The following is a 21,137-nucleotide window of genomic DNA, read 5'->3' as shown; positions in this document are numbered from 1 at the left end:
CGAGTTGCTTGCCTGATCACTTCCCCGCACGATTCGAAGACCCATCAATTTGTTGGCTGCCGGCAACGGTGCCGCACAGGAGCAGCGTGTAAAAGGGTAAGGCAGTCGAAAGGCTCTCAAGGAGAGGGTTCATGAGCATGGCGAGGACAGCAGCTACAACTGGAGGTGCCCAGATGGCCGCCCACGTTTTCGCGTTACCTTCGGCGCTAAGCGCCCGGTAGAGCAGTAACAGGATCCCGGCAGCAAAGAGCCCGACGGCAATTAGCCCCCCGAAAACAGCCAATGCCAGTAGCGAATTGTGAAACGGTACGGGCTGTATGATGCCACGAATGTTTGCCAATCCGGTTATCGGCGCGCTTCCGAAAGATCCGAAGGGGATATTATCCGTCCATGTCGCGAGGGCTTGTTCCCATAGGGTCTTTCGCGTTCCAGAATTATCGACGCGCCCAAAACGGAGATAAAATTTCTCGAGAAGTACATCCATTCGAGGAAGTAAAAATATGGACGATATAAGAATCACGATTGTGGCCGTAAGTCCAGCGGCACGACGCCGCAGGCGGAGGCAGGCGTACACTGCAATACTCGCAATTAAAATAACAACTGTGGTGGCTGAAGCATAGTGAAGATTGGAAAGCACCAAAACCCCAGAAATCAAAATCTTCGACACTTTGGAAAGTGGGTGCCGGGGAAAACACAGAACAAGAACTGCTATAAAGGTCGTTTCATGATTGAAGAATCGAGGTGGCTCGCCCGTAGGCGCAGCCGACACGTCCAAAAGACCCAAGACTCCAAAAACAAGCGACATGATGTAGGGCACATGCTGAGCCCTGTTTCTGGAAGAGGATGCTTTCGGGCCAAAGGCTGCATAAGCCATCGGCCCCAAAAGAATGGGGGCGGTAGACGCAGCCAATACGACTGCGCCAGCGTCCATTCTTCCAGTACTAGACGCAGCGAGAGAAATAAGCATCGTGTAGGTGCTGAAAGCCATCAAGACGAACAGCGGTGCATAGCTATTGATGCGAGGTCTTGGAGCTTTCCAGCCATCAAGTGCAACACATGATAGTACGAGTAGTGAAGCCACTAAGTAGCGTGTTGGATGACCTGCACTAACGACTCCCCAATAATCCAAAGAAGCAATCCCGATTAGGGAACTAAGAGTAAGAGGGAGTGGCAGTGGCCGACCGCTGTTTCGTTCTTCCAGTTGTCGACGGATTAGGACGCTTCTGCCGTCCGCCTGGTTAGTGGGGTCCAAATGCATTCTCCTGGATGTCTCATTGCGGATTTGAAGATCTAAACGCCCCACTTTTCATGCAAAGCACTTACAAAAGTTTCAGTTCGAATGCATCGTTCTAGGGTTTGGTTCTTGCGATGGCACTCAAAGGTTGCGACATCAGCCCACACATTGTAGTTTTCCTTCGCTACCATAGCTAAGGAATCCGAACGTAATACGCATCATAAACACCCGGGTTATGTGCCTCTCTTCTTTGCTTCTCGCTTCTTGCCGGGGAACGAGAGCGTTCGGGGGTCAAAATCTGAGGCCTCCGGCATGCTTCCGCTTGCCACGGGGGCAGTGCCTACACATGTGGGTCCGGTCGAAGGCCAGTAGACTACCAAAGCAGTTGGCGGGAATTGAATTATCCGGCCAAACCACGCAGCCCGATGACAGCGGTCGCGGTACCGAGAATCATCGACGTGGTCAATTGCATGAACTGAAGGGTGAAGGAGCGGGTGAGGTTGCCGGCGTCGTCCTTGGACTTCGGGTCGCGCCAAGCGCGGACAAGGAGCGATCCGCCAAGGACAAGGCTCCAGACACCGGCCACAACCAGAATCCAGGCGAGGGCCGCGGGGATGACCATGATGCGACTACTTGGCCCGGCCGGAAATCCAGCCCTCCGCCTCGGAAGCCTGCAGCTTCAGCGCCTTGCCAAGCATCGGCTCGGCAGCAGCGGCGATCTTGCCGCCAAGGAACGGAATGCTGGAGGTCACGTCGCCGGCCAGGTCCACGCGGGTGGAGCCGTCATCCGCCACCAACTTCTGCACGGCTTTCACGTCCACTGGGGCGCCCGCCACCTTCACAGCTACGTCGGCCGTTCGGGAACCGTCCGCGTCCGGAGCTTGCCACTGCTCAGTCTGCGTGACGGTGAGGGTCTCGCCCAGCATTTTCTTGGCGATCTCCGGCAGCCGGGTGGTGGGGATCTTGCGCACCACGGTCAGCGTGAACGCGCCGTCCACGGAGCCTTTCACCGTCGCTGACTCCAAGCTGCCGCCAACCAGTTGACTGGTGTGGCGCAGGAACGCCTCCTCGGTAAAGGTCTCCGTAACTAGGGCGACGGAGTAGGGCAGGGTGGTGGAAGCGCTGAGCGCCATGTAATCTCCCGGTGGTATAGAGAACAATCGTCCGGCACCCATCATACTTGTGTGCCTGCTGCAGATTACAGCCGTGTAACGTTCGTTGCGGTCTGTTCGCGCAGCGTCTATCGCTAGTACGTTGGCTGCAGGGAAAACAGTGCCAGGGGAACGCGGCGCCGGCACCACGACAGGCTGGGGAACTGCCTGATGTTACGGGATCTTCGTCGCAAGTGGAATCGGCTCACGCCTGCCCTGCAGCGCCGGGTCGCGAACATTGTGGTTGCGGTACTGGCTGGCTGTATTGGTTTACGCCGCACTGCGCTAGGGCCCGCATCGCGGTAAAGTTGAACGGTCGCCCCGGGGTTCTGCCGAACTTCGGGTATTCGTGTTGCACGCTGACCGGGAGAATTAACCACCATGAGCTTGAACGGACTGCTGGCCGCCCTCGCCGAGGACTCATCGTTCGCCAAGGTGCGGCTGCATTCGGCCCGGCCCGTGGAAGAGCGCAGGGAGGACTTGCAGATCGGTGCGCCGCCCGGATTGCGTGCGGCGTTGCTGGCAGAGATGGTGCAGGGGCTGGAGACGGATCTCCACGCGGCCGCGGACGGCCTTGGTCGATCACCGGATGGAGGGTCTCCACGCGGCGCTGGCGCGCCTTCGTCGACCACCGGTGCAGTCGTGCTAGCGGTGACCGCAACCGGGCGGGAGACGGAAGATCTGGCCGCGGCGCTGCGGAGCTACCTGCCGGATGATTCCCTCGAGGAATTTCCCAGTTGGGAGACTTTGCCGCACGAGCGGCTGTCGCCGCGATCGGATACCGTAGGGCGCCGGCTTTCAGTTCTGCGCCGCTTGAAGCACGACGACGGCGCTGCGCCGCTGCGCGTGGTCGTCGCGCCGGTGCGGGCGGTACTTCAGCCGCTGGTCCAAGGGCTGGGAGAGTTGCAGCCGGTTGCGTTGGCGGTCGGCGACGAGGTGGCCTTCACCGATGTGGTTCGCCGGTTGTCCGAAGCCGCCTACGCCCGGGTGGACATGGTCAGCCGGCGCGGCGAGTTCGCCGTGCGCGGCGGGATTCTGGATATCTTTTCGCCTACCGATGACCATCCGGTGCGCATCGAATTCTTCGGCGACGAGGTCGAATCGATGCGCTGGTTTGCCGTGGCGGACCAGCGGTCCTTGGCCGGCGAGCACGTCAAGCACCCCACCTGCCTGTACGCCCCGCCGTGCCGGGAGCTGCTGATCACCCCGTCGGTGATGAGCCGTGCGGCAAAGCTCAAGGACCAGATGCCCGCCGCGGCGGACATGCTGGAGAAGATCGCCGGAGGCATCGCGGTCGAAGGGATGGAATCGCTGTCGCCGGTGCTGGTGGACGCCATGGTGCCGTTCGTTGGCGAGCTGCCGCCCGGATCTATCGCCGTCGTTATTGAGCCGGAAAAGGTGCGCACCCGCGCCCACGACCTGGAGACCACGAACGACGAGTTCCTGGCCGCCGCTTGGGCCACGGCGTCCGAGGGCGGGGACGCACCGCTGGACCTGGCGCTGCAGGGGGATCTGGAGCAAGCCGGCTTCCGCTCCCTGGCAGACACGCGCGCGGCGGCCGGAGAGCATCAGGTGTCCTGGTGGTCCATCACCTCATTCAATCCGGACGATGAAACCGTGCTGGACATCGACACCTTAACCATCGCGGCCCGGGAACCAAGGGGCTACCAGGGCGACGTGGCCGAGATGATGGAGTTCATTGGTTCCCGCGTGCGCGACCAATGGCGCGTGGTGGTGGCCACCGAAGGTCCCGGCCCCGCCTCGCGCATGGCCGAACTCTTCCACGACGCACAGATCCCGGCCACGCGGGTGGAATCGCTGGAGAACGAGCCGCAGCCCGGGATCATCGAAATCACCACGGCCAGCACCGGCAAGGGGTTCGTCTTCGACGGGCTGAAGCTCGGCTTGCTGACCGAAGCCGACCTGCTGGGCCGGGTCTCCGCCCGCTCCACCCGGGACATGCGGAAGATGCCGTCTCGCCGGCGCAACACCGTGGATCCGCTGCAACTGACCGAGGGCGACTACGTGGTGCACGAGCAGCACGGCGTGGGCAGGTTCATTGAACTGGTGCAGCGCTCCACCGGCACCGGACCCACCAAGGCCATGCGTGAGTACCTGGTGCTGGAATACGCAGCCTCCAAGCGCGGCGCACCCGGGGACCGGCTGTTCGTGCCCACGGACCAGCTGGACCAGGTCACCCGGTACGTGGGTGGCGAAACCCCGGTCCTATCCAAGATGGGCGGCTCCGATTGGGCGAAGACCAAGAGCCAGGCCCGCAAGGCGGTCAAGGAGATTGCCGGCGAGCTGATCCGGCTGTATTCGGCCCGTATGGCGTCCCGCGGGCACGCCTTCGGACCGGACACCCCATGGCAGCGCGAGCTGGAAGAAGCCTTCCCCTACATCGAAACGCCGGACCAGCTGACCACCATCAACGAGGTCAAGGCGGACATGGAGCGTGAAGTGCCGATGGACCGCCTGGTCTCCGGCGACGTCGGCTACGGCAAGACCGAGATTGCGGTGCGCGCCGCCTTCAAGGCGGTCCAGGACGGCAAGCAGGCGGCGGTCCTGGTGCCGACCACGCTGTTGTCCCAGCAGCACTTCGAGACCTTCAGCGAACGCTTCTCCGGGTTCCCGGTCAGGGTGAAGGCGTTGTCCCGCTTCCAAACGTCCAAGGAAGCCAAGGACACCATGGAAGGCATCAAGAACGGCAGCATCGACGTGGTCATAGGGACGCACCGGCTGCTCTCCAAAGAGGTCCAGTTCAAGGACCTGGGCCTGGTCATTGTGGACGAGGAACAGCGGTTCGGCGTCGAACACAAAGAGTCGCTGAAGAAGATGCGTACCAACGTGGACGTGCTGGCCATGTCTGCGACGCCGATCCCGCGGACCCTGGAGATGTCGCTGACCGGCATCCGCGAGACGTCCACACTGGCGACGCCGCCGGAGGAGCGGCACCCGGTGCTGACGTACGTTGGCCCGTACACGGACCAGCAGACGACGGCGGCGATCCGGCGCGAGCTGATGCGCGAGGGACAGGTCTTCTTCGTGCACAACCGCGTCTCGTCCATCGAGCGGCAGGCTGCGCGGATACGGGAACTGGTTCCCGAGGCGCGGGTGGAGGTGGCACACGGGCAGATGAGCGAGTCGCGGCTAGAACAGATCATCGTCGATTTTTGGGAGAAGCGGTTCGACGTCCTGGTCTGCACCACCATCATCGAAACCGGACTGGACATTTCCAACGCCAACACGCTGATTGTTGACCGCGCGGACCGGTACGGGCTATCCCAGCTGCACCAGCTGCGCGGCCGGGTGGGCCGCGGCCGGGAGCGGGCGTACGCCTACTTCTTGTTCGACGCCGAGAAACCCCTGGGCGAAGTGGCGCTGGAGCGGCTTAAGGCGGTGGCGGCGCACAACGAACTGGGCGCCGGCATGCAGCTGGCGCTGAAGGACCTGGAAATTCGCGGCGCAGGCAATCTGCTCGGCGGGGAACAGTCCGGGCACATTGCCGGCGTGGGTTTTGATTTGTACATCCGGCTGGTCGGCGAGGCCGTGGCGGACTTCCGCGGCGAAACCGAGCAGAAGGTCGCCGAGATGAAGATCGAACTGCCCGTCAACGCGCACCTGCCGCACGACTATGTTCCGGGGGAACGCCTGCGCCTGGAGGCCTACCGGAAGCTCGCCCAGGCAACCACAATCGAAGCCATCGACGAAGTAGTGGCCGAGCTCACCGACCGCTACGGCGAGCTGCCTGAGCCCGTCCGGAATCTCGTGGCGGTGGCGCGCTTCCGGGTCGAGGCCCGCGCCGCCGGGCTGACCGATGTGGCGGTGCAAGGCAACTTCATCAAGTTCGCGCCCGCGGCGCTGCCGGAGTCCAAGGTGATGCGGCTGAACCGGATGTACCCCGGATCTCAGGTGAAACCGGCGCTGGACTTCATCCTCGTCCCCAAGCCCAAGACCGCCCGCATCGGTGGCAAGGACCTGGCCGACCTGGCCATCCTTGAATGGGCTCAGGGCGTCATCGACGCGGTGTTTAGGGACTAAACGATTTGAGGTAGCCAGGTTTGGGCTGGTAACTCCTTTTTGTGGTCCGGGACCGGTTGGCAGGATGGTTACAGGCTGCCCGGCTCCGAAGATGTGACTCATACAATCATTGACATTGATTGTCTTGCTGCGTCACACGGCCGGGTTGGTAACGAGGCGGCTTTCGCTTCTCTGGCAGGCGTAAACGCTTCCCAGCCTCTTCTGGGAACACCGTCAGGCATCGGCTGAACCGGGTGGCGACAGGGCGCTGAACAGCGCACTGCACATGGTGGCGGTGAGGCGGATGATTCGCGATGCAAAAACCCATTAGAACGTGGAAAAACGACGCGCCGAAGGCCGTCCCGACAAAGAAATCCGCCGCTACATCAAACGCCACGTGGCCCGCCGCATCTACCGAACGCTTACCTCGTCCGACGGGATGAATGCGGCTTGACAGACATAGAAAAGTCCACCGCGGACACACCTCGCTCAAAGGTCAGCCACCGGCCAGCCGCGTACCTAACCTCTCAGGACAGTACAACGAGGCAGGCACTCGCTCCTGTCCTCTGCCGACCGTGAACTCAGTTGTCTACAGGCAGTGTTTGCCAGTATTCTCGATAGCGCGGCTGCCCATATCCGCTGTAATCTTCTTACTGGCTGCTCGTGATTGTTTTTCTTGCCCATATGGAAGGGCGGACTAGACAATCCTATGATTCCGCACTGGTGTCAAAGAGTTCTCGACCGTCTGTTTCACTCTTGAGTTTCTGTGGCTCGTAGCGGCGCCCCGGTCGTAGAGCACGGTCGCGATACATTTTTAGATACAGTCAGCAACGTAGTAGTCTTCAAACTCTGCTGAGCACCATGGTCGCACTCTCCGGTCGGCAATAACCCTGCGGCATTGGATGCACATGTTTTTGAACTTGCGCCAACTCAATTTGAGTCCTCCTCCGCGACAGACTTGAGACCGCTACTGCTCCTACCCTTGCGCTTTCGCGGTAGCGAAGAGATAAGTCGCGGCCACCTGCCAGCCCAAGAGTTTTTGAGAATGTCCAGTAGGACAATTCACAAGTCGAGTAACCGGCACCGGAGGGCGGACGACGCGACCGGCCCTGAAGGACCTGGAACTCCGCGGCGCGGGCGATCTGCTGGGTGGTGAACAGTCCGGGCACCCTGCCAGCGTCGGCTTAGATCTGTACATGCGGCTGGTCGGCGAGGCGGTGGCGGATTTCCGCGGCGAACGAGCAGAAGGTCGCAGAGATGACAATCGAACTGCCCGTCAACGCCCACCCGCCGCACGTCGGATGAAACCGGCGCTGAACTTTACCCTCATCCACAAACCCAAAACAGCCCGGGTTCGTGGTAAGGACCTTGCCATCCTTGAAATGGGCGCACAACGTTATTTACGCGTTCTTCGGGAGTAGCGGCGCCTCCACCGTAATCATGCCGGGATTTGATCCTTTCTTAAGGGTGAGGGGGAGCTTTTGCCGTGATGAAAGGATAAACTTCGGAATATGGTTCAGATTCTCGCTGTGTGTACCGGAAACGTGTGCCGGTCGCCGATGGCGGAACGACTGCTCCAAACCGGGTTGGATGCCGTCCGGCCCGGCGTGTTTTACGTTCATAGCGCGGGCATCCAGGCCATGGCCGGCCGGCCGATGGATGCCAGGGCGGCCGGTTTGCTGCATGTCTTCGGCGGAAATTCAGTCGGGTTCGTGGCCAGCCAGCTAACAGATGCGCACCTTCGTGCTCCATCCCTCGTATTGGCGATGTCCATCGAGCACCGAGACCGCATCCTGAACCTCGCGCCCAGGTTGCTGAAGCGGACCTTCACGGTCCGTGAAATGGAACGCATGCTGCGGGCAGTCCGCGAAGATCCTGCGCTAGAAATTCCGGGCGGAACCAGCCCGGAAGACGTCGAGCTTCGATGGAAACGTTTGCCGCACCTTCTCGCTTTAAAGCGATACGAAACCCGGGCGGATCATCCCCTCGATGACGATGTCGTTGACCCTTACCGGCGTGACGATGCGGTATACCAGCAGATGGGTCGGGAGCTGCTGCCGGCCATCAACGCGATCGTGGAGTTCGAAGAGACGTTTAGTCCATAAGGTGTGGTAACGGCGAAAGTCTATGCGGGTTTCCGCTGAGCAGCGGAAATGGGAATGGAGGAAACCGGGGGATGACAGTAAAGGAGGATCTGCTTTGGGGCAACGCTCGTATGCCATCGCAGGGCGGCGTGCAGGAGACGTTGACTGTCCCAGCAGCCGAAACCGCTGACGCACAGCCGCAAGCCCGCCGACGGTCCTGGGGTAAGCGACTTCGCTTGTACCTGGTCGCGACGGATTTCGTGGTTGTGGTGGTGTCTCTCCTGATCGCGCAGACGCTTCGGTTTGGCGTGAGCGAAGAGAGTCTCCTCCTTCTCGGAATCCCCGGCGCGTACTGGGTTGTCTCGTCGGTATTGGCTGTCCTCTGGCTGACCGCTCTCGCCATGACGCGGAGCCGCGCTCTCCCGGCCCTCGGGACCGGAACGGACGAATACCGTCGGGTGATTAACGCGACCATTGGAACCTTCGGTGTATTCGCCATCGGAATGGTGTTGGCGAACGTCCCTGTCGCCCGCGGCTATCTTGCTCTCGCTCTGCCGGTTGGCTTGATTTTTCTGCTCCTGACACGTCACCTGTGGCGATTGTGGCTACTGCGCAAGCGGAGGCAAGGGCAGTTCATGGACCGTGCGCTCATAGTCGGGGATATTTCCGCCGTCACATATGTGGCACGAAAAGTGGCCAGTTCCCCGCACCCCGGATACCTATTGACCGGGGCTGGCGTACGATCGGCTGTCGATCGGGAAATTGCCGTAGCAGAGGGTGTTACTGTTCCAATCGTAGGTTCCTATGAGGACGTACCGCGACTGGTTGCCGAACACGATTTCGACGTGGTGATCGTCGCCGGTTCTCCGGCTGGTGCGCACCTGTATGTGAAGGAACTTGGCTGGCAGTTGGAGGGCACAGAGACGGCTTTGGTAGTGGCGAGCAAGCTCGTGGACGTGGCCGGACCGCGCATCCACTGGCGGCCGGTAGAAGGGCTGCCCCTCATGAGCGTGGAGTTGCCCCAGTACTCGGGTTCCAAGTTTGCGTGGAAGCGGCTAATGGACGTCATCACGGCGGTGCTGGCCCTCCTGATACTGTCGCCTTTTTTCGCTCTTATTGCATTGGCGGTGAAACTGGACAGCCCTGGACCGGTCCTCTTCCGGCAGGAGCGCGTAGGCACCCAAGGCAAGCGGTTCCGCATGATCAAGTTCCGGTCGATGATTCCTGATGCCGAGCAGAGGCTGGCCGAACTCGCTGCCCGCAACGAGGGCAACGGCACCTTGTTCAAATTAAGGAACGATCCTCGAGTCACACGAATCGGGGCGTTCCTACGCCGGTATTCGCTGGATGAGCTGCCGCAATTGTGGAACGTTCTCGTGGGGGACATGTCTCTTGTTGGACCCCGCCCACCGTTGCCCAGCGAAGTGGATGGTTATGAAGAGCACACGCATCGAAGGCTGTTGGTACGGCCCGGCTTGACCGGCTTATGGCAGGTCAGCGGGCGTTCCGACCTGTCCTGGGAAGAGAGTGTCCGCCTAGACCTGTACTACGTGGAAAACTGGTCAATAGCCGGTGACCTGGCGATCCTTCTGAAGACGGCCAAAGCAGTCGTCGGCAAAGACGGAGCTTACTAACCGCCCTGAACTGACTTGGGCCCGTATAGAGCGCTCGGGCCGAGGTAGCGTTTTGGGCAGCCGAATTGAGGGGACCATGCGCACTTAGTGCCAGGGGAATTCAATGGTGGGCTGCACTGGTGCCGACCTAGTGACGGAAAAAATATCGGCCTTGCTGCCCACGGGATTGCGGGCAGCAAGGCCGGAAAAGGTCGCTGAGCGAACCTTACGCTCGTCGCCTTGGCTGAACGTCTCCGGCAAGCACGGATGCAAACTCGTCCTCGGCGGGCGACATGCGGACCCGCCGTGCTGGCACCGCTCTAGATTTTCCTGGGCGCTTCCACCGGGGGCCGCTCGGGAGGGCCTCATCCTCTTGGTAGTACTGGCCGTAATAACCGTACTGCGCGGCATCCGCACCTTCTGTTGGAACACGGTTCAGGATGACTCCCAAGATATGGGCGTTCACTCGTCGAAGGTTGCCCAGCGCCTTCCCCAGCTCATCATCGGTAGTCTTGCCGGCCCTAACCACTACCAAGGTACCGTCCGCAATCTTGGACAAGACGGCCGCGTCGGTAACCGGGAGGAGCGGCGGCGCATCGATGAGGACAACTGCATGGTCAGCCAGCGCTTGGAGCATGTCAATCATGGCTTGAGAGCCCAGCAGCTCTGTGGGGTTGGGCGGAACCCGCCCGGCGCCCAGGACGGCAAGATTCGGTGCCGGACCCCACAATTGAAGGACGTCCTCAAGGGCGGCGCTGCCGTTCAAAACGTCTGTGACGCCCGCACCTGGAACCAAACCATACATGCCCGTGACGACGGGACGACGTAAATCGCCATCTACCACCACAACACGCTGGCCATTGGCAGCGATCGTGACGGCGAGATTCGCGGTCACGCTCGACTTTCCTTCAGCCGGTACCGAACTCGTTACGACCATGACCCGGGGCGGATTGTCTACATCAACAAAGGTGAGGTTCGTCCGTAATTCCCGAAGGGCCTCAGACAGCCCGTGCGCTGCCCGGTCGGCAGCGATGGAGCCAGTTTCCACTACCATCCTGCTGTCTGCCAACCTTTTGTCTTCGGGCAGGGTGCCGATGACCGCCACACCGAAGTCGCGCTCCAGCCTCTCGGCGGAGCGGATGCGGCGGTCTAAATGGTTACGTATGAGGGCGTACGCAATGCCTGCCATCAGTCCCATCACCAGGCCTATAGCCAGAATCAGCTTCACGTTGGGAGAAGCGGGAGCGTCCGGCAAACCAGCCTCGGCAAGCGGCACAATGCGCAATCCGGTGCCGGCTTCCCTGCCTTCAGCCCCGCCTTCAAGTTTGTCTACTTGCTGGGCGATGGCTCCCACCCAGGCGTCGGCGAGAGCGCGTGCTTCCACGGGGGTGCCTGCAGAAGCAGTAATTCTCAGTTCTGCTGTATCCAGCGGTGTTTCCACATCGACGCTGTCCATGAGGGTTTCCGGGTCCGAGGCCAAGCCCAGTTGGTCAATAACCTTTTCTGCGACGGGCCTGGAGACGGCCACGCTGGCGTAGCTTGTCGCTTTGGATTTGGCCAGATTGTCGGCGCTCAGGGCATTGATGTTCTCGTCGGCCGGCACCACCACCATTCCCGTTGACTGGGCTTCATACACAGGCACCTGGACCATGGCCCAGCCGAACGACAGGAGAGTGACCGCCAGCGTAATTGCAGTAATGCCCCGCCAATAGGTGTGCAAGACGCGGAGATAGTCGCGGAGTTCCAGCCCCTGCGGTTGTTCTTCGATGTGATTGCTATCCACGAGACTGGTGCAGTCCTTCCCCTGACGAAACGTGCCTCAAAACCCTGCAAGTCTAGCCGAGATTCAATGTATTTCTGCTCCGCCCTGAGCCGCGACGAAGCATGACTGTTTGCTCTTACATAAATGTGTTGGGCCGGAACCAATTGGTTCCGGCCCAACACATTTATGTCTTCAGGCTATTTTAGGCATTCTGCTTGCGGCGGGAAACGACCAGCGCCGTGGCGCCTGCTCCCAACGCGAGTACGCCTGCACCGCCGACCAGCAACAACGCATTGTTGTCCAGTCCGGTGTCAGCCAGACCGCCATCGGCGGCTGCGTCTTCGCCCACCGCACCGGCACCCGCACCCGCATCGGCCGGAGCCGCGGCGACGGTTACCGTGCTTACAAGCTGGTGACCGGACTCCAGTCCGGTGGCAGTGATGGTGTAAGTGCCGGTTTCGTTGAGCGTGACGTCGTAGGAGAACTCGCCGTTGTCATTTGCCCGAATCGTCTGAGCGATGGTCTCGGCAGGAATCATCACGATGCCCGTCGAAACGCCGCCCGGGCCTGCGCCACCGCCCAGCAGCGCCTGCGGCTCATCGTTGGTGATCTCAAGCTGGATTTCTTCGCCCGGAGTGAAGCCGCTTCCGGCAATAGTGATTGTATCTCCGGGCTGTACTGCCCCGTCCGTGGCTATTTGCAGCTGAACTTCTTCGGCCGGGTAGTCCATGGTGTTTGCTTGTGCCGCGCTGGCGCCAAAGAAGGCCAGCGATCCGGCTAGAGTCAAAGCGGCGAGCGGTTTTTTCACGTGATGTCTCCCTGATCGTGGTGCGAGTTCTTCTTGCCCGTTGGCCAGGCTTCTGATCGAACGTTTTATCTTATTCAAACATAACAGCAGTGTCTGGTATCCCACAATCCGCCGGGCACTCTGCGTGCCATAGTTAACCGGATGTTGCACAACTGTTGTCAATCGTCGTCGGCTTTAATACTTCGTCAAGGGGCTGGACCGTCGGAGTGATAGTCAGATTGAACTTATCTCGCGGTCCTACGTTGAGGAATTCAATGGCAACAGTGGTGGATTCCCCCGGGGCCAGTTCGACGGTGACGGTACCGACCGGGCGCTTGGAATGTAAATGGGATCCAACTGGAGCGCTGGCGCCGTCAATTGTTGCCGTGCCGAGCACCGCACCGCTGGGACCGTATGCCAAGACGTTGGTTTTTACGTTTCCTGCCGTAACACCGAAAGCTTCGCTACCGGTTACATAGGCCGGGAGGGCTTCAGCGGCGTTCTCAGGAGCGGCGTTCGTTAGCGTTACTTCCACCGCATCGCTCGTGCCCCCGCCGGCATCGCAGTGTTGCACAAGACGTGCTGTACGCCGGACGTGATAGTCCATCTTGGCGCCCGTTCCGTCATTGAAATAGAGCCCGAAACCAGCAGCTGCGCCCGCAGGCCCTTCCACCGCACCGGCCAAGGTCGTCTGCTCGAGGGTGCTTTGTTCCTGTTCATGGCCCGACCAAATACGCAAGCGGTTTTCGTCGACGCTCTCCTTCAGCGCCTGAATCAGCGGTTCGGTATCGGCGCCGCCCTCTGTCAAGGCCGCAAACACCTGACCGGCAACTGCAGCGAAATACTCGTCTTGCAGGTCCGGTTCTTCGATTGCCGCATAGACGTCTGAGAGGAGAGTCTTCACCACATTGTCGCTAGTCAAAGTCACCGGAAGCGATACATCGCCGGTAACCGCTGAACCGGCATGGGGGAGATCCACCGGACCGGTTGCTTTCAGGAGGTTAGCTAGTACGACCGGATCCAAGGCAATCACACCGTCGATGCCGGCTTTGTCATTGCGTTTTTCCCACATACTTTTGGCGGTGGTTGCAGCAGTGGGGAAGTCGGGAGTGAGATTGACGCTCTGCATAAAGGTGCCCATCCGCGCCGTGTATATTCGCTCCTGCTCCGGGTCCACATCGATGGCAGGAGAGAAACGGCCCAACTCTGATGCGCTTGCCTGTTCTTCCATTTTCAGTTTGCCGTCGGTTGCTGTGATGACAGCCAAAGCCCCGGGAATTCCGCCAGTGGCGCGCACCTCGGCATTATTTTGGACCAGCAGCAGGTAGCTGCGGTCTCCTTCCGCACCCAGCATGGGGGGAAGGATGGCTGTGGCTTTTGCGGCAGCGTCTAATACGTCTTGTAGTTGTTTGAACTGATCGGTGGCCGCTGCCACCGGACCGGACACTTGCGGTAGCAGGTGAGACCGGTCGATTTGCGCCACTTGCTCGTGGGAGAGCCGGGCAGTGGTTGCAGCTCGTTCCAAGCTTGGGGAGATGTTCTTGAGCGCATCGATGTCGACGCGGCCGTCCTTGGGTGCAAGCATCTCCGGATCAAAGTTCCCAAGTAAAGGCGCCGCGCTCTGAACAATGCTGTCCACCGCGACGGCTATCCCAGATACAGCAGAAAAGTTCGTGCCGACGAACGGAATTACTTCCCCTGCCCGCCACAAAGGAGTCGTGCTTTCTGCGCGGGCTGCACCGCTATGCTGCTTCAACTCCTCCAGCGTGTTGCTTGCCGCTTCTGTCTCACCCTCTGTAAGTTGCCCCTTCAACTTCGTAACCGCCTCGAGGCTGGCTTCCAAATGGCCTTTGACCTGGAGTGCCGAGTAAGTGAGCCAACCTGCTCCGGCCGCGAGCAAACCTAGCATTCCGAGGGTCAGTCCAGCCCCGATAAGAATTCGGCGGCGATTTCGCCGGGAGCCGCGCCGGCGTCGCTTTTTGGGCATGCTGCGTTCATGTAAAGCTGATGAGTGGCTGTGCAACAGATAGTCCTCGGGGTCTAAGATCAACAGCGGGCAGACCTGCTAATGCTACCGAAGTTGTGTTGGGCGTCCGCCCGGGGGTCTAGGCCTTGCTTTTGTTGTTACTTAGGCAGCCAAGGCTGCGTAGCGTCCGTCAGCGTCGAGCAGCGTTTCGTGGGTGCCGAGCTCCACGATGCGCCCGGCCTCGAGGACGGCGATCTGGTCCGCGTTGCGGACGGTAGAAAGCCGGTGCGCGATGGTGATGGTGGTGCGTCCGGCGGCCAGCCGGTCGAACGCCTGCTGCACCGCGTGCTCGGTCTGGGTGTCCAAGGCGCTCGTGGCCTCGTCTAGAACCAAAACCGGGGGGTTGCGCAGCAGGGTGCGGGCAATGGCAATGCGTTGCTTCTCGCCGCCGGAGAACCGGTGTCCGCGGGAGCCGACGACGGTGTCGTAACCGTCGGGCAGTGCCGCGATATGGTCGTGGATCTGGGCATCCCGGGCGGCCTGCTCGATCTCGGCATCGCTGGCCTCCGGCTTGGCGTAGCGCAGGTTTTCTCGCACGGTAGTGTGCAGCAGGTAGGTGTCCTGGCTGACGACTCCCACGATGGCGGCCAGATCGGCCAGCCGCAGGGAGCGGATGTCCACGCCGTCGATCGTGACGCGCCCCGCCGTGGGATCCTGCAAGCGGGCCACCAAAGACGCCAGCGTGCTTTTTCCGGATCCGGTGGGCCCTATCAAGGCCAGGGTAGAGCCGGCAGGGACCGACAGGTCCACGCGCTCCACGGCCGGCTTTTGGCCGTCCGGATACCGGAAGGAAACGTCCTCGAAGCGCACATGCCCCGCGATCCTGGCAGGATCCACCTCGACGGGTGAGGCGGGTTCGGCGATTTCCACCGGCAGGTCCAGGTACTCGAAAATCCGGCCGAAGAGCGCCAGCGAACTGGTCACGGTAATGGTTACGTTCATCAGTCCGAGCAGCGGGCGGAAGAGCCCGCCCTGCAGGGCGGTGAAGGCGACCACCGTGCCGATGCTGATGTTTCCCGCGGCACCGGGCAGGCCGGCGGCGAAGTAGATGACGGCAGGCACGGCGGCGAAGATGATGCTCATGGTGGCCATCCGCCAGCGGCCGGCCAGTTCCGAACGCAGTTCGAGGTCGGTCAGCCGCTCGGAAGAGGCCGAGAACCGGCCGGCAAGGTCGTCTCCGGTTCCCAGGGTTTTGCTCAGCTGGATGCCGCTGACCGAGAGCGACTCCTCAACGGTGACGTTCATGTCGGCCAGCTCCCGCTGGCGGCGGGCGGTCAGCTCCCGCCGCACCTTGGCCACCTTGCGGGTCAGCACAACTGCCGGCGGCATCACCAGCAGCGAGATCAGCGATAGCTGCCAGGACAACGCCGCCATGGCTGCCGCGGTAGCCACCACGGTGGTCAGGTTGGTGGCAATGCCGGTGGCGGTGGACGTGACGACCGACTGCATGCCGCCGATGTCGTTCGTGATGCGGGATTGGATTTCACCACTTCGGGTGCGGGTGAAAAAGCCAACGGACTGCCGCTGCAAATGGGCGAAGACTTCGGTGCGCAGTCTGTGCATCACTTGCTGGCCCACCCGGGTGGCAATCCACGTCTGCAGGACGCCGAAGAGCGCCGTGACGGCGGCCACTGCCAGCATGCCAGCCGTCAGCCACGCCAGCAGCGGCAGCTGTTGCCGGGGCAGGGCCGTGTCGATGACGGCCCGCAGCAGGAACGGCGAGGCCATGGCTGCGGCGGAGGACGCGATGATAATGCCGGTAACGAGGGCCAGCTGCCGCCGATACGGACGGAACAAGGCGGCGATCCGCTTGAGCGGCACCTGCCTGGCTTGTTCTTTTTCCGCTGCCGTCGGTTCCTTGACGGGACCGCGGCCTGGGTTTAGTCCGAATGTTTCCGTCGGAACCACCTCGATTCATGATGGTGGAAGCAGCCTACACCGCGCCGCACGTATTACTGAGGTAACCTCACTATGAGGCTACAGCAGGAAAACTTGATAGCCTATTCGGGTGGCCGATGAAAACCTGCTGGATGCATTCTGGGCCGTGTCGCGCCAAATGCGGCACGCCACGCGGGAGGGGATGGCCCCGTTGGGCGTGGCGCCGTCGCAGGCCCGGGCGCTGCGCATGCTGAGCCACCATGGGCAACTGCGCCTGGGTGAACTCTCCGAGCGGCTACGCATAGCGCCACGGTCGGCCACGGACATTGTGGATGGGCTTCAAGAGCGCGGCTGGTGCCGGCGCGAGCCTGATCCGGTGGACCGCAGGGCCACGGTGGTGGTGCTGACCGATGGAGGGCGGGACATCGGCCGCTCCATCCGGAAAATCCAAGTGCAGCATGCGGAAAAGTACTTCGCCGTACTGTCAGCGGCGGAACGCTCCCAGCTCGCCGCGCTCCTGGCCAAGCTCACCTCGGCCGGAGAATGAATGGCGGTTAGCGGACGACCAGAAACCAAAACGCCGAGGCGGCCGCGGCCAGTACCACGATGGTGCTCACAGCCCAGGCGGTTCCGCGGCCCTTGCGCGGTGTGGCCTGCGGGCCGGTCCTGTCTTCCGTGCGCACATACATTGAGCCGCCCGGCTGGCCCGCGGCCGGCGGAACCACCTGGATAAGACCGGTTCGGAGTTCACGCCGGGCCGGCAAAGGCGTTCCGGACGGGGCGGAGACCAGCGGGACCACCGGGATCATTCCGGTGGCAGGTGCGGGGTCTGCGGCGCCGGTTCGGACGTCGCGGCGGCGCGGGAAGGGCGTGCCGTCGGGGGTGGGGCTCATTAACTCGACTTTCAACCGGTATCCGTCAGTGGATGGACATTTCTGGCACGGGAACACAGGGGTGCCGTCAACTCATCCTATGTCCACTCGGCCGCGGACCCGGGGGCGCGGCACGCAGGGGGAACATCTCAATGCCGCATCATTTGCGGCTGCTGATGCGGTTTTGCCAGAGGGGAGTGATCGTGATGCTTCCGCCCTGTATGTTGCCCGGGGGCACGCGTATCCTGACCCTAAGGAACGAAATCGAGGAAAAAGCCATCGTTCCGTCGTGATCGAAGGGGTGCTTTCATCATGGTAGATATGGGCTTGGCATGGCTGTTCGGGCTGCTGTTGTTGGCGATTGTGGCGTTGCTGGCGGTCCTGGTGATACGTGCGTTCATGGGGTTAAGACCGCGCGAAGTCGAAGATGCTTTGGCAGCAGCAGCCGGACAAATACAGCAGTCGCACCGGCGGAGCACGGCCAGACAGATCCTTGACCAGAGGTTCGCGCGCGGCGAGCTGACGGCAGATGCCTACCGCGAAGGCCTGCGGGTCCTCGGCGAAGACCGCTAACCGCCCGCCCGCAGAGTCCGGACGTATTGCTCCAGGGAATCTGTCTGCAGGGCCGCGGCGATGGCGGAGATTGCCGTGTCGTCGCGCAGCACAATCGACTGCCCGTCGTCGGTCGTGCCGATCCCAGCGGTGGGCAGGGTGAACGTGCTGATGCCACCGGGCCGAAGGTTGCGCAGTTCCAGTGCGAGCCCGGCGATGCCCGCTGCATTCAGTCCCTCGTCGACGGCTACATAGGGCGCGGTCCGGGACACAACGTCGCTGATCCGTGCCGGGTTGGCCAGTGTTCCCACCGTCATGAACTTGGCCAGCACAGAGTGGATGAATTCCTGCTGGTTGCGCACCCGCTGGTAGTCGCCGTCCGCAAAGGCGTAGCGTTCGCGCACGAAAGCCAGCGCCTCTTTACCGTTCATCAGCTGCCGGCCCGCGTCGAAATGCCGGCCCGGCAGATGGCGGGGGTTGAAGGGCTGCGCCACGGTGATTTCGACGCCGCCGAGGGCCTCGGTCAGCGAGCCGAACCCCTCAAAATCCACGATTGCAACATGGTCGATCCGCACGCCGAACATGTCTTCGAACACGCGGACGGTCAACGGCGTCCCGCCGCTGGCGTAGGCCGCACTGATTTTCGCTTCTCCCAAGCCCGGGATGTCCGTCCACAAATCGCGCATCACGGACATGAGGAACACTCGCTGCCGATCGGCAGGAAGGTGTACCAGCATCAAGGTGTCCGTCCGTCTGCTTTTCGGACCGGCGGCACGTGGAGCGCCGCTGTCTGCGCCCTTGTCGGTTCCCAGCAGCAGGATGTTGACCGGAGCCGGCTGGCCGGGGTCGGCGGGCACAGGTTCGGGGCGCAGCGATGGTTCGGGGAAGGCGTTCGGTATGGTCATCATGCGCGAATCAAGCGTCTGACCAAGGTTGGCAAGATAGGCCACCGATGCCATTCCTCCGGCCGCGACCACCAGCACCGCCGCCAGCAGCAGGGCAGCTGCCCGTCTTCGAAACATGCGTCCCCCTCGCTGTTTCTCAGAGTGTTCCCGGTTTGCCTTTCGTCGCGACGTAGGCCTCGAAGATGCCTGAGATGTCCTTGCCGGATACGTGTTCGGTGAGTTTCCGGAAATCGCCGGGATCGCCTGAGCCGTCGCGGACCCATTGCTTGAGAACTGTGAAGAACGCCTTGTCGCCCACTTCTTGCCGGATGGCATGCAACGCCATCGAACCGCGGATTTGAAGGCTGCTGGAGAACAGATGCTCGGGGCCCGGGTCGGACAGCCGGACCTGCCAAAAATCTTCGTCGGCGTCGATGCCGGCGTAGAACTCGAAGCTGTCCTGCGCGCCGCCGCGGTCCTGGTCTTCGTTCCACAACCATTGGGCGTAGGTCGCCAGGCCCTGGTTGAGCCAGCTGTCCTGCCAGCGCGCCAGTGGCAGCCGGCTGGCGAGCCACTGGTGGGCCATGTTCCGGGCTATCAGCGCTTCACCGCTGGCCTCGTCGTAAAAGTTCTCCGTCGGATAGATCGGGCGGCCCTGGGCCTCGAGGGCGAAACCGATATTCTCCACGTTGTCCACGATGCCGCCGGCGCTCTTGAGCGGGTACTTGCCGAACACGGTGGACAGGAATTTCATGACGTGGGGCTGCTTGTCCAGCGACTGCTGGATCTTGTAGGCCTGCGAAGGAGGAGCGGCGGACCCGGCCGTCCAGCCGTTCGCGTTCTCCGGACTGCCGTCCGGTGCACGCCGCGCTTCCCAGCCGTCCCAGCGGTCGCCGTCGCTGTCAAAGGACGTGGACCCTTCCCCGCCCGGCACCTGGATATCCTCGACGAAGACGCCGTCGTTCTGCCCCGTGATGTCGCTGGCGTAGGTAATGGACAGCTCCACGTCTTCGCCGGCGTAGTCTGCCAGGTCGAACTCCCAGTGCTCCCAGCCGTCACTGGCACCGGTGGCCGCCCACCATTGACCGGTGGTGCCTCCTGCACTGCAGGAACCACCGCCGTCGTCCGTCTGGTAGTGCTTCAGGAAGGGGTGCACGTGATGCCACGCCGGGCAGGAATTGCCCGTTTCGTCGTCCGCGAGTCCGGTGTCGTCCTTCAGCGTGGTCCAATCGTTGCCGCCCGGCGTGCGCGCCTCCACGAAGGCATAGTCCCAACCGGGCTCCGTGTCCCGCAGCATCCAAAACGAGAGCTCACCGCCGGAGGGGGGGACACTGACCGTGCGCGTGAGCCGCTTGTAGCTGGCATTGTCGTTCTGCGACCAGGCAAGCCCGTCACCATTGCGCGGGACCACCGCCTCCTTCAGCGCCGGATCCATCGCGTCCACGTAGCTGATGCCGTCCTCGGTGTGCTCCGCCAGGTCAAAGTGCCCGACGGCGATGGTCGCCAAATGCGGCGACAGCGGCTCGTCGGCCTTCCAGGTGTAGACGGTGCGGCCGGACTCGGCTGCCCTGCCGTCCGGAAAGCCGTTGGCCACCGCCTGCCAGCCGTCGGGCACCGAGATGTTGAAGGTGTAGCCGGCACGGTCGCCGGGATGGTTGTTCACCGGAAACCAGGTTGGCGCACTCTCCGGATGGCCGGTGACCAGAGCGCCGTCGTCGGTATGGATGAACCCGGCGGGGCCGGGCAGGGAGAGGGTTTGGGGGATACCGGAGTACGCCACGACCACGGTGAAGCGGCTGCCGGCCGGTACACCGCGGGTGGGGGTGACGGCTAGCTTGGTTCCGGTCCTGGCAAAGCGGGCGTCCCGCCCGTCGACGCTGACGGAATCGACGTCCAGACCATCCAGGTCCAAGCTGAATTCCGAAAGGTTTTGCTTGGCCTGCGCCGTGATCGTAGCGGTGCCGTCCAGCCGGTCGGTGGGCGGGCCATACAGCAAGTCCAGTCGATAGTGGGCCACCTGGTAGCCGCCGTTGCCGGCGTCAGGGAAATACTCGTCATGCAGGGTGGCGGACCCGGGCTCGAAGACGTGCCGGCCGGGATCGGGGGCTGCGGCCGCCGGAGCGACAGGCAGCGCCAGGCCGGACACGCTCATGAGCGCGGCCGCAGCCAAGGCAAGACCCCTCCGAGCCATCATGCAACGTCCCCCCATCGGCCAACGCTGCACGGACCCGTGGATTAGCGGGATCGGCGGCTTCAAGCGTTGGCCATCTACAT

The 21,137-nt window shown here is 62.1% G+C and carries 15 protein-coding genes and 2 pseudogenes; 7 read left to right on the top strand and 10 right to left on the bottom strand.

Annotation, left to right across the window (positions count from 1 at the left end; all coding sequences use genetic code 11):
• Positions 1 to 16: 16 nt before the first annotated feature.
• The 3 genes from AC5RV3_RS13645 to AC5RV3_RS13635 all read right to left on the bottom strand — a co-directional run bounded on the left by AC5RV3_RS13645 (position 17) and on the right by AC5RV3_RS13635 (position 2,367).
• A complete protein-coding gene (locus tag AC5RV3_RS13645) occupies positions 17 to 1,081 on the bottom strand; it encodes an O-antigen ligase family protein (protein WP_494122605.1) in 1,065 nt (354 codons plus the stop codon).
• A 553-nt stretch (positions 1,082 to 1,634) separates the two neighbouring features.
• The gene (locus AC5RV3_RS13640) at positions 1,635 to 1,856 is read right to left on the bottom strand and encodes an SCO4848 family membrane protein (protein ID WP_494122604.1); all 222 of its coding nucleotides are present in this window, start codon (positions 1,854 to 1,856) and stop codon (positions 1,635 to 1,637) included.
• Between the two features lie 7 nt (positions 1,857 to 1,863).
• Positions 1,864 to 2,367: a DUF2505 domain-containing protein gene (locus AC5RV3_RS13635; RefSeq protein WP_494122603.1), complete on the bottom strand. Its 504-nt coding sequence runs from the start codon at positions 2,365 to 2,367 to the stop codon at positions 1,864 to 1,866.
• Between the two features lie 399 nt (positions 2,368 to 2,766).
• On the opposite strand from AC5RV3_RS13635, the gene mfd reads away from it, so the two are divergent.
• From mfd to AC5RV3_RS13610, 5 genes and pseudogenes are all read left to right on the top strand, one after another.
• Positions 2,767 to 6,426 carry a transcription-repair coupling factor gene (gene mfd, locus AC5RV3_RS13630; RefSeq protein ID WP_494122602.1) on the top strand — a complete coding sequence of 1,220 codons (3,660 nt, stop codon included), beginning with the start codon at positions 2,767 to 2,769 and terminating at the stop codon, positions 6,424 to 6,426.
• 120 nt (positions 6,427 to 6,546) lie between these two features.
• Positions 6,547 to 6,859, top strand: a pseudogene (locus AC5RV3_RS13625) (transposase); the annotation flags it as partial.
• 652 nt (positions 6,860 to 7,511) lie between these two features.
• Positions 7,512 to 7,701 (top strand): annotated as a pseudogene (locus tag AC5RV3_RS13620) (hypothetical protein); the annotation flags it as partial.
• A 215-nt stretch (positions 7,702 to 7,916) separates the two neighbouring features.
• Positions 7,917 to 8,510, top strand: a complete 594-nt coding sequence (locus tag AC5RV3_RS13615) for an arsenate reductase/protein-tyrosine-phosphatase family protein (protein WP_494122601.1) — start codon at positions 7,917 to 7,919, stop codon at positions 8,508 to 8,510.
• Between the two features lie 71 nt (positions 8,511 to 8,581).
• Positions 8,582 to 10,123: a sugar transferase gene (locus AC5RV3_RS13610; protein WP_494122600.1), complete on the top strand. Its 1,542-nt coding sequence runs from the start codon at positions 8,582 to 8,584 to the stop codon at positions 10,121 to 10,123.
• A gap of 205 nt (positions 10,124 to 10,328) precedes the next feature.
• Here the strand turns inward: AC5RV3_RS13610 and AC5RV3_RS13605 are convergent, their stop codons facing one another.
• From AC5RV3_RS13605 to AC5RV3_RS13590, 4 genes are all read right to left on the bottom strand, one after another.
• The gene (locus AC5RV3_RS13605; RefSeq protein ID WP_494122599.1) at positions 10,329 to 11,885 is read right to left on the bottom strand and encodes a tyrosine-protein kinase domain-containing protein; all 1,557 of its coding nucleotides are present in this window, start codon (positions 11,883 to 11,885) and stop codon (positions 10,329 to 10,331) included.
• A gap of 181 nt (positions 11,886 to 12,066) precedes the next feature.
• Positions 12,067 to 12,777 (bottom strand): LPXTG cell wall anchor domain-containing protein, encoded by a 711-nt coding sequence (locus AC5RV3_RS13600; RefSeq protein ID WP_494122598.1) that lies wholly within the window; start codon positions 12,775 to 12,777, stop codon positions 12,067 to 12,069.
• 28 nt (positions 12,778 to 12,805) lie between these two features.
• On the bottom strand, positions 12,806 to 14,638 hold the full coding sequence (locus tag AC5RV3_RS13595) for a DUF4012 domain-containing protein (protein ID WP_494122597.1): 1,833 nt from the start codon (positions 14,636 to 14,638) through the stop codon (positions 12,806 to 12,808).
• 141 nt (positions 14,639 to 14,779) lie between these two features.
• Positions 14,780 to 16,498: an ABC transporter ATP-binding protein gene (locus AC5RV3_RS13590; RefSeq protein WP_494122596.1), complete on the bottom strand. Its 1,719-nt coding sequence runs from the start codon at positions 16,496 to 16,498 to the stop codon at positions 14,780 to 14,782.
• Between the two features lie 187 nt (positions 16,499 to 16,685).
• On the opposite strand from AC5RV3_RS13590, the gene AC5RV3_RS13585 reads away from it, so the two are divergent.
• The gene (locus AC5RV3_RS13585; RefSeq protein WP_494122595.1) at positions 16,686 to 17,102 is read left to right on the top strand and encodes a MarR family winged helix-turn-helix transcriptional regulator; all 417 of its coding nucleotides are present in this window, start codon (positions 16,686 to 16,688) and stop codon (positions 17,100 to 17,102) included.
• Positions 17,103 to 17,109: 7 nt separating this feature from the next.
• On the opposite strand, the gene AC5RV3_RS13580 is transcribed toward AC5RV3_RS13585, so the two are convergent.
• The gene (locus tag AC5RV3_RS13580; RefSeq protein WP_494122594.1) at positions 17,110 to 17,448 is read right to left on the bottom strand and encodes a hypothetical protein; all 339 of its coding nucleotides are present in this window, start codon (positions 17,446 to 17,448) and stop codon (positions 17,110 to 17,112) included.
• Positions 17,449 to 17,739: 291 nt separating this feature from the next.
• Here AC5RV3_RS13580 and AC5RV3_RS13575 point away from each other — a divergent pair, with 291 nt between their 5' ends.
• Positions 17,740 to 18,000, top strand: a complete 261-nt coding sequence (locus AC5RV3_RS13575; RefSeq protein ID WP_493977596.1) for an SHOCT domain-containing protein — start codon at positions 17,740 to 17,742, stop codon at positions 17,998 to 18,000.
• On the opposite strand, the gene AC5RV3_RS13570 is transcribed toward AC5RV3_RS13575, so the two are convergent.
• Positions 17,997 to 19,001, bottom strand: coding sequence for an LCP family protein (locus AC5RV3_RS13570; protein WP_494122593.1), 1,005 nt, complete (start codon positions 18,999 to 19,001; stop codon positions 17,997 to 17,999). The genes AC5RV3_RS13575 and AC5RV3_RS13570 overlap by 4 nt on opposite strands.
• Before the next feature lie 19 nt (positions 19,002 to 19,020).
• Positions 19,021 to 21,057, bottom strand: a complete 2,037-nt coding sequence (locus tag AC5RV3_RS13565; RefSeq protein WP_494122592.1) for a M1 family aminopeptidase — start codon at positions 21,055 to 21,057, stop codon at positions 19,021 to 19,023.
• Positions 21,058 to 21,137: the final 80 nt, after the last annotated feature.

It is taken from the genome of Arthrobacter sp. Y3221114 (assembly GCF_059092625.1).
Note: the sequence above shows the minus strand (reverse complement) of the source record. Positions and strands in the feature narration are given on the sequence as shown.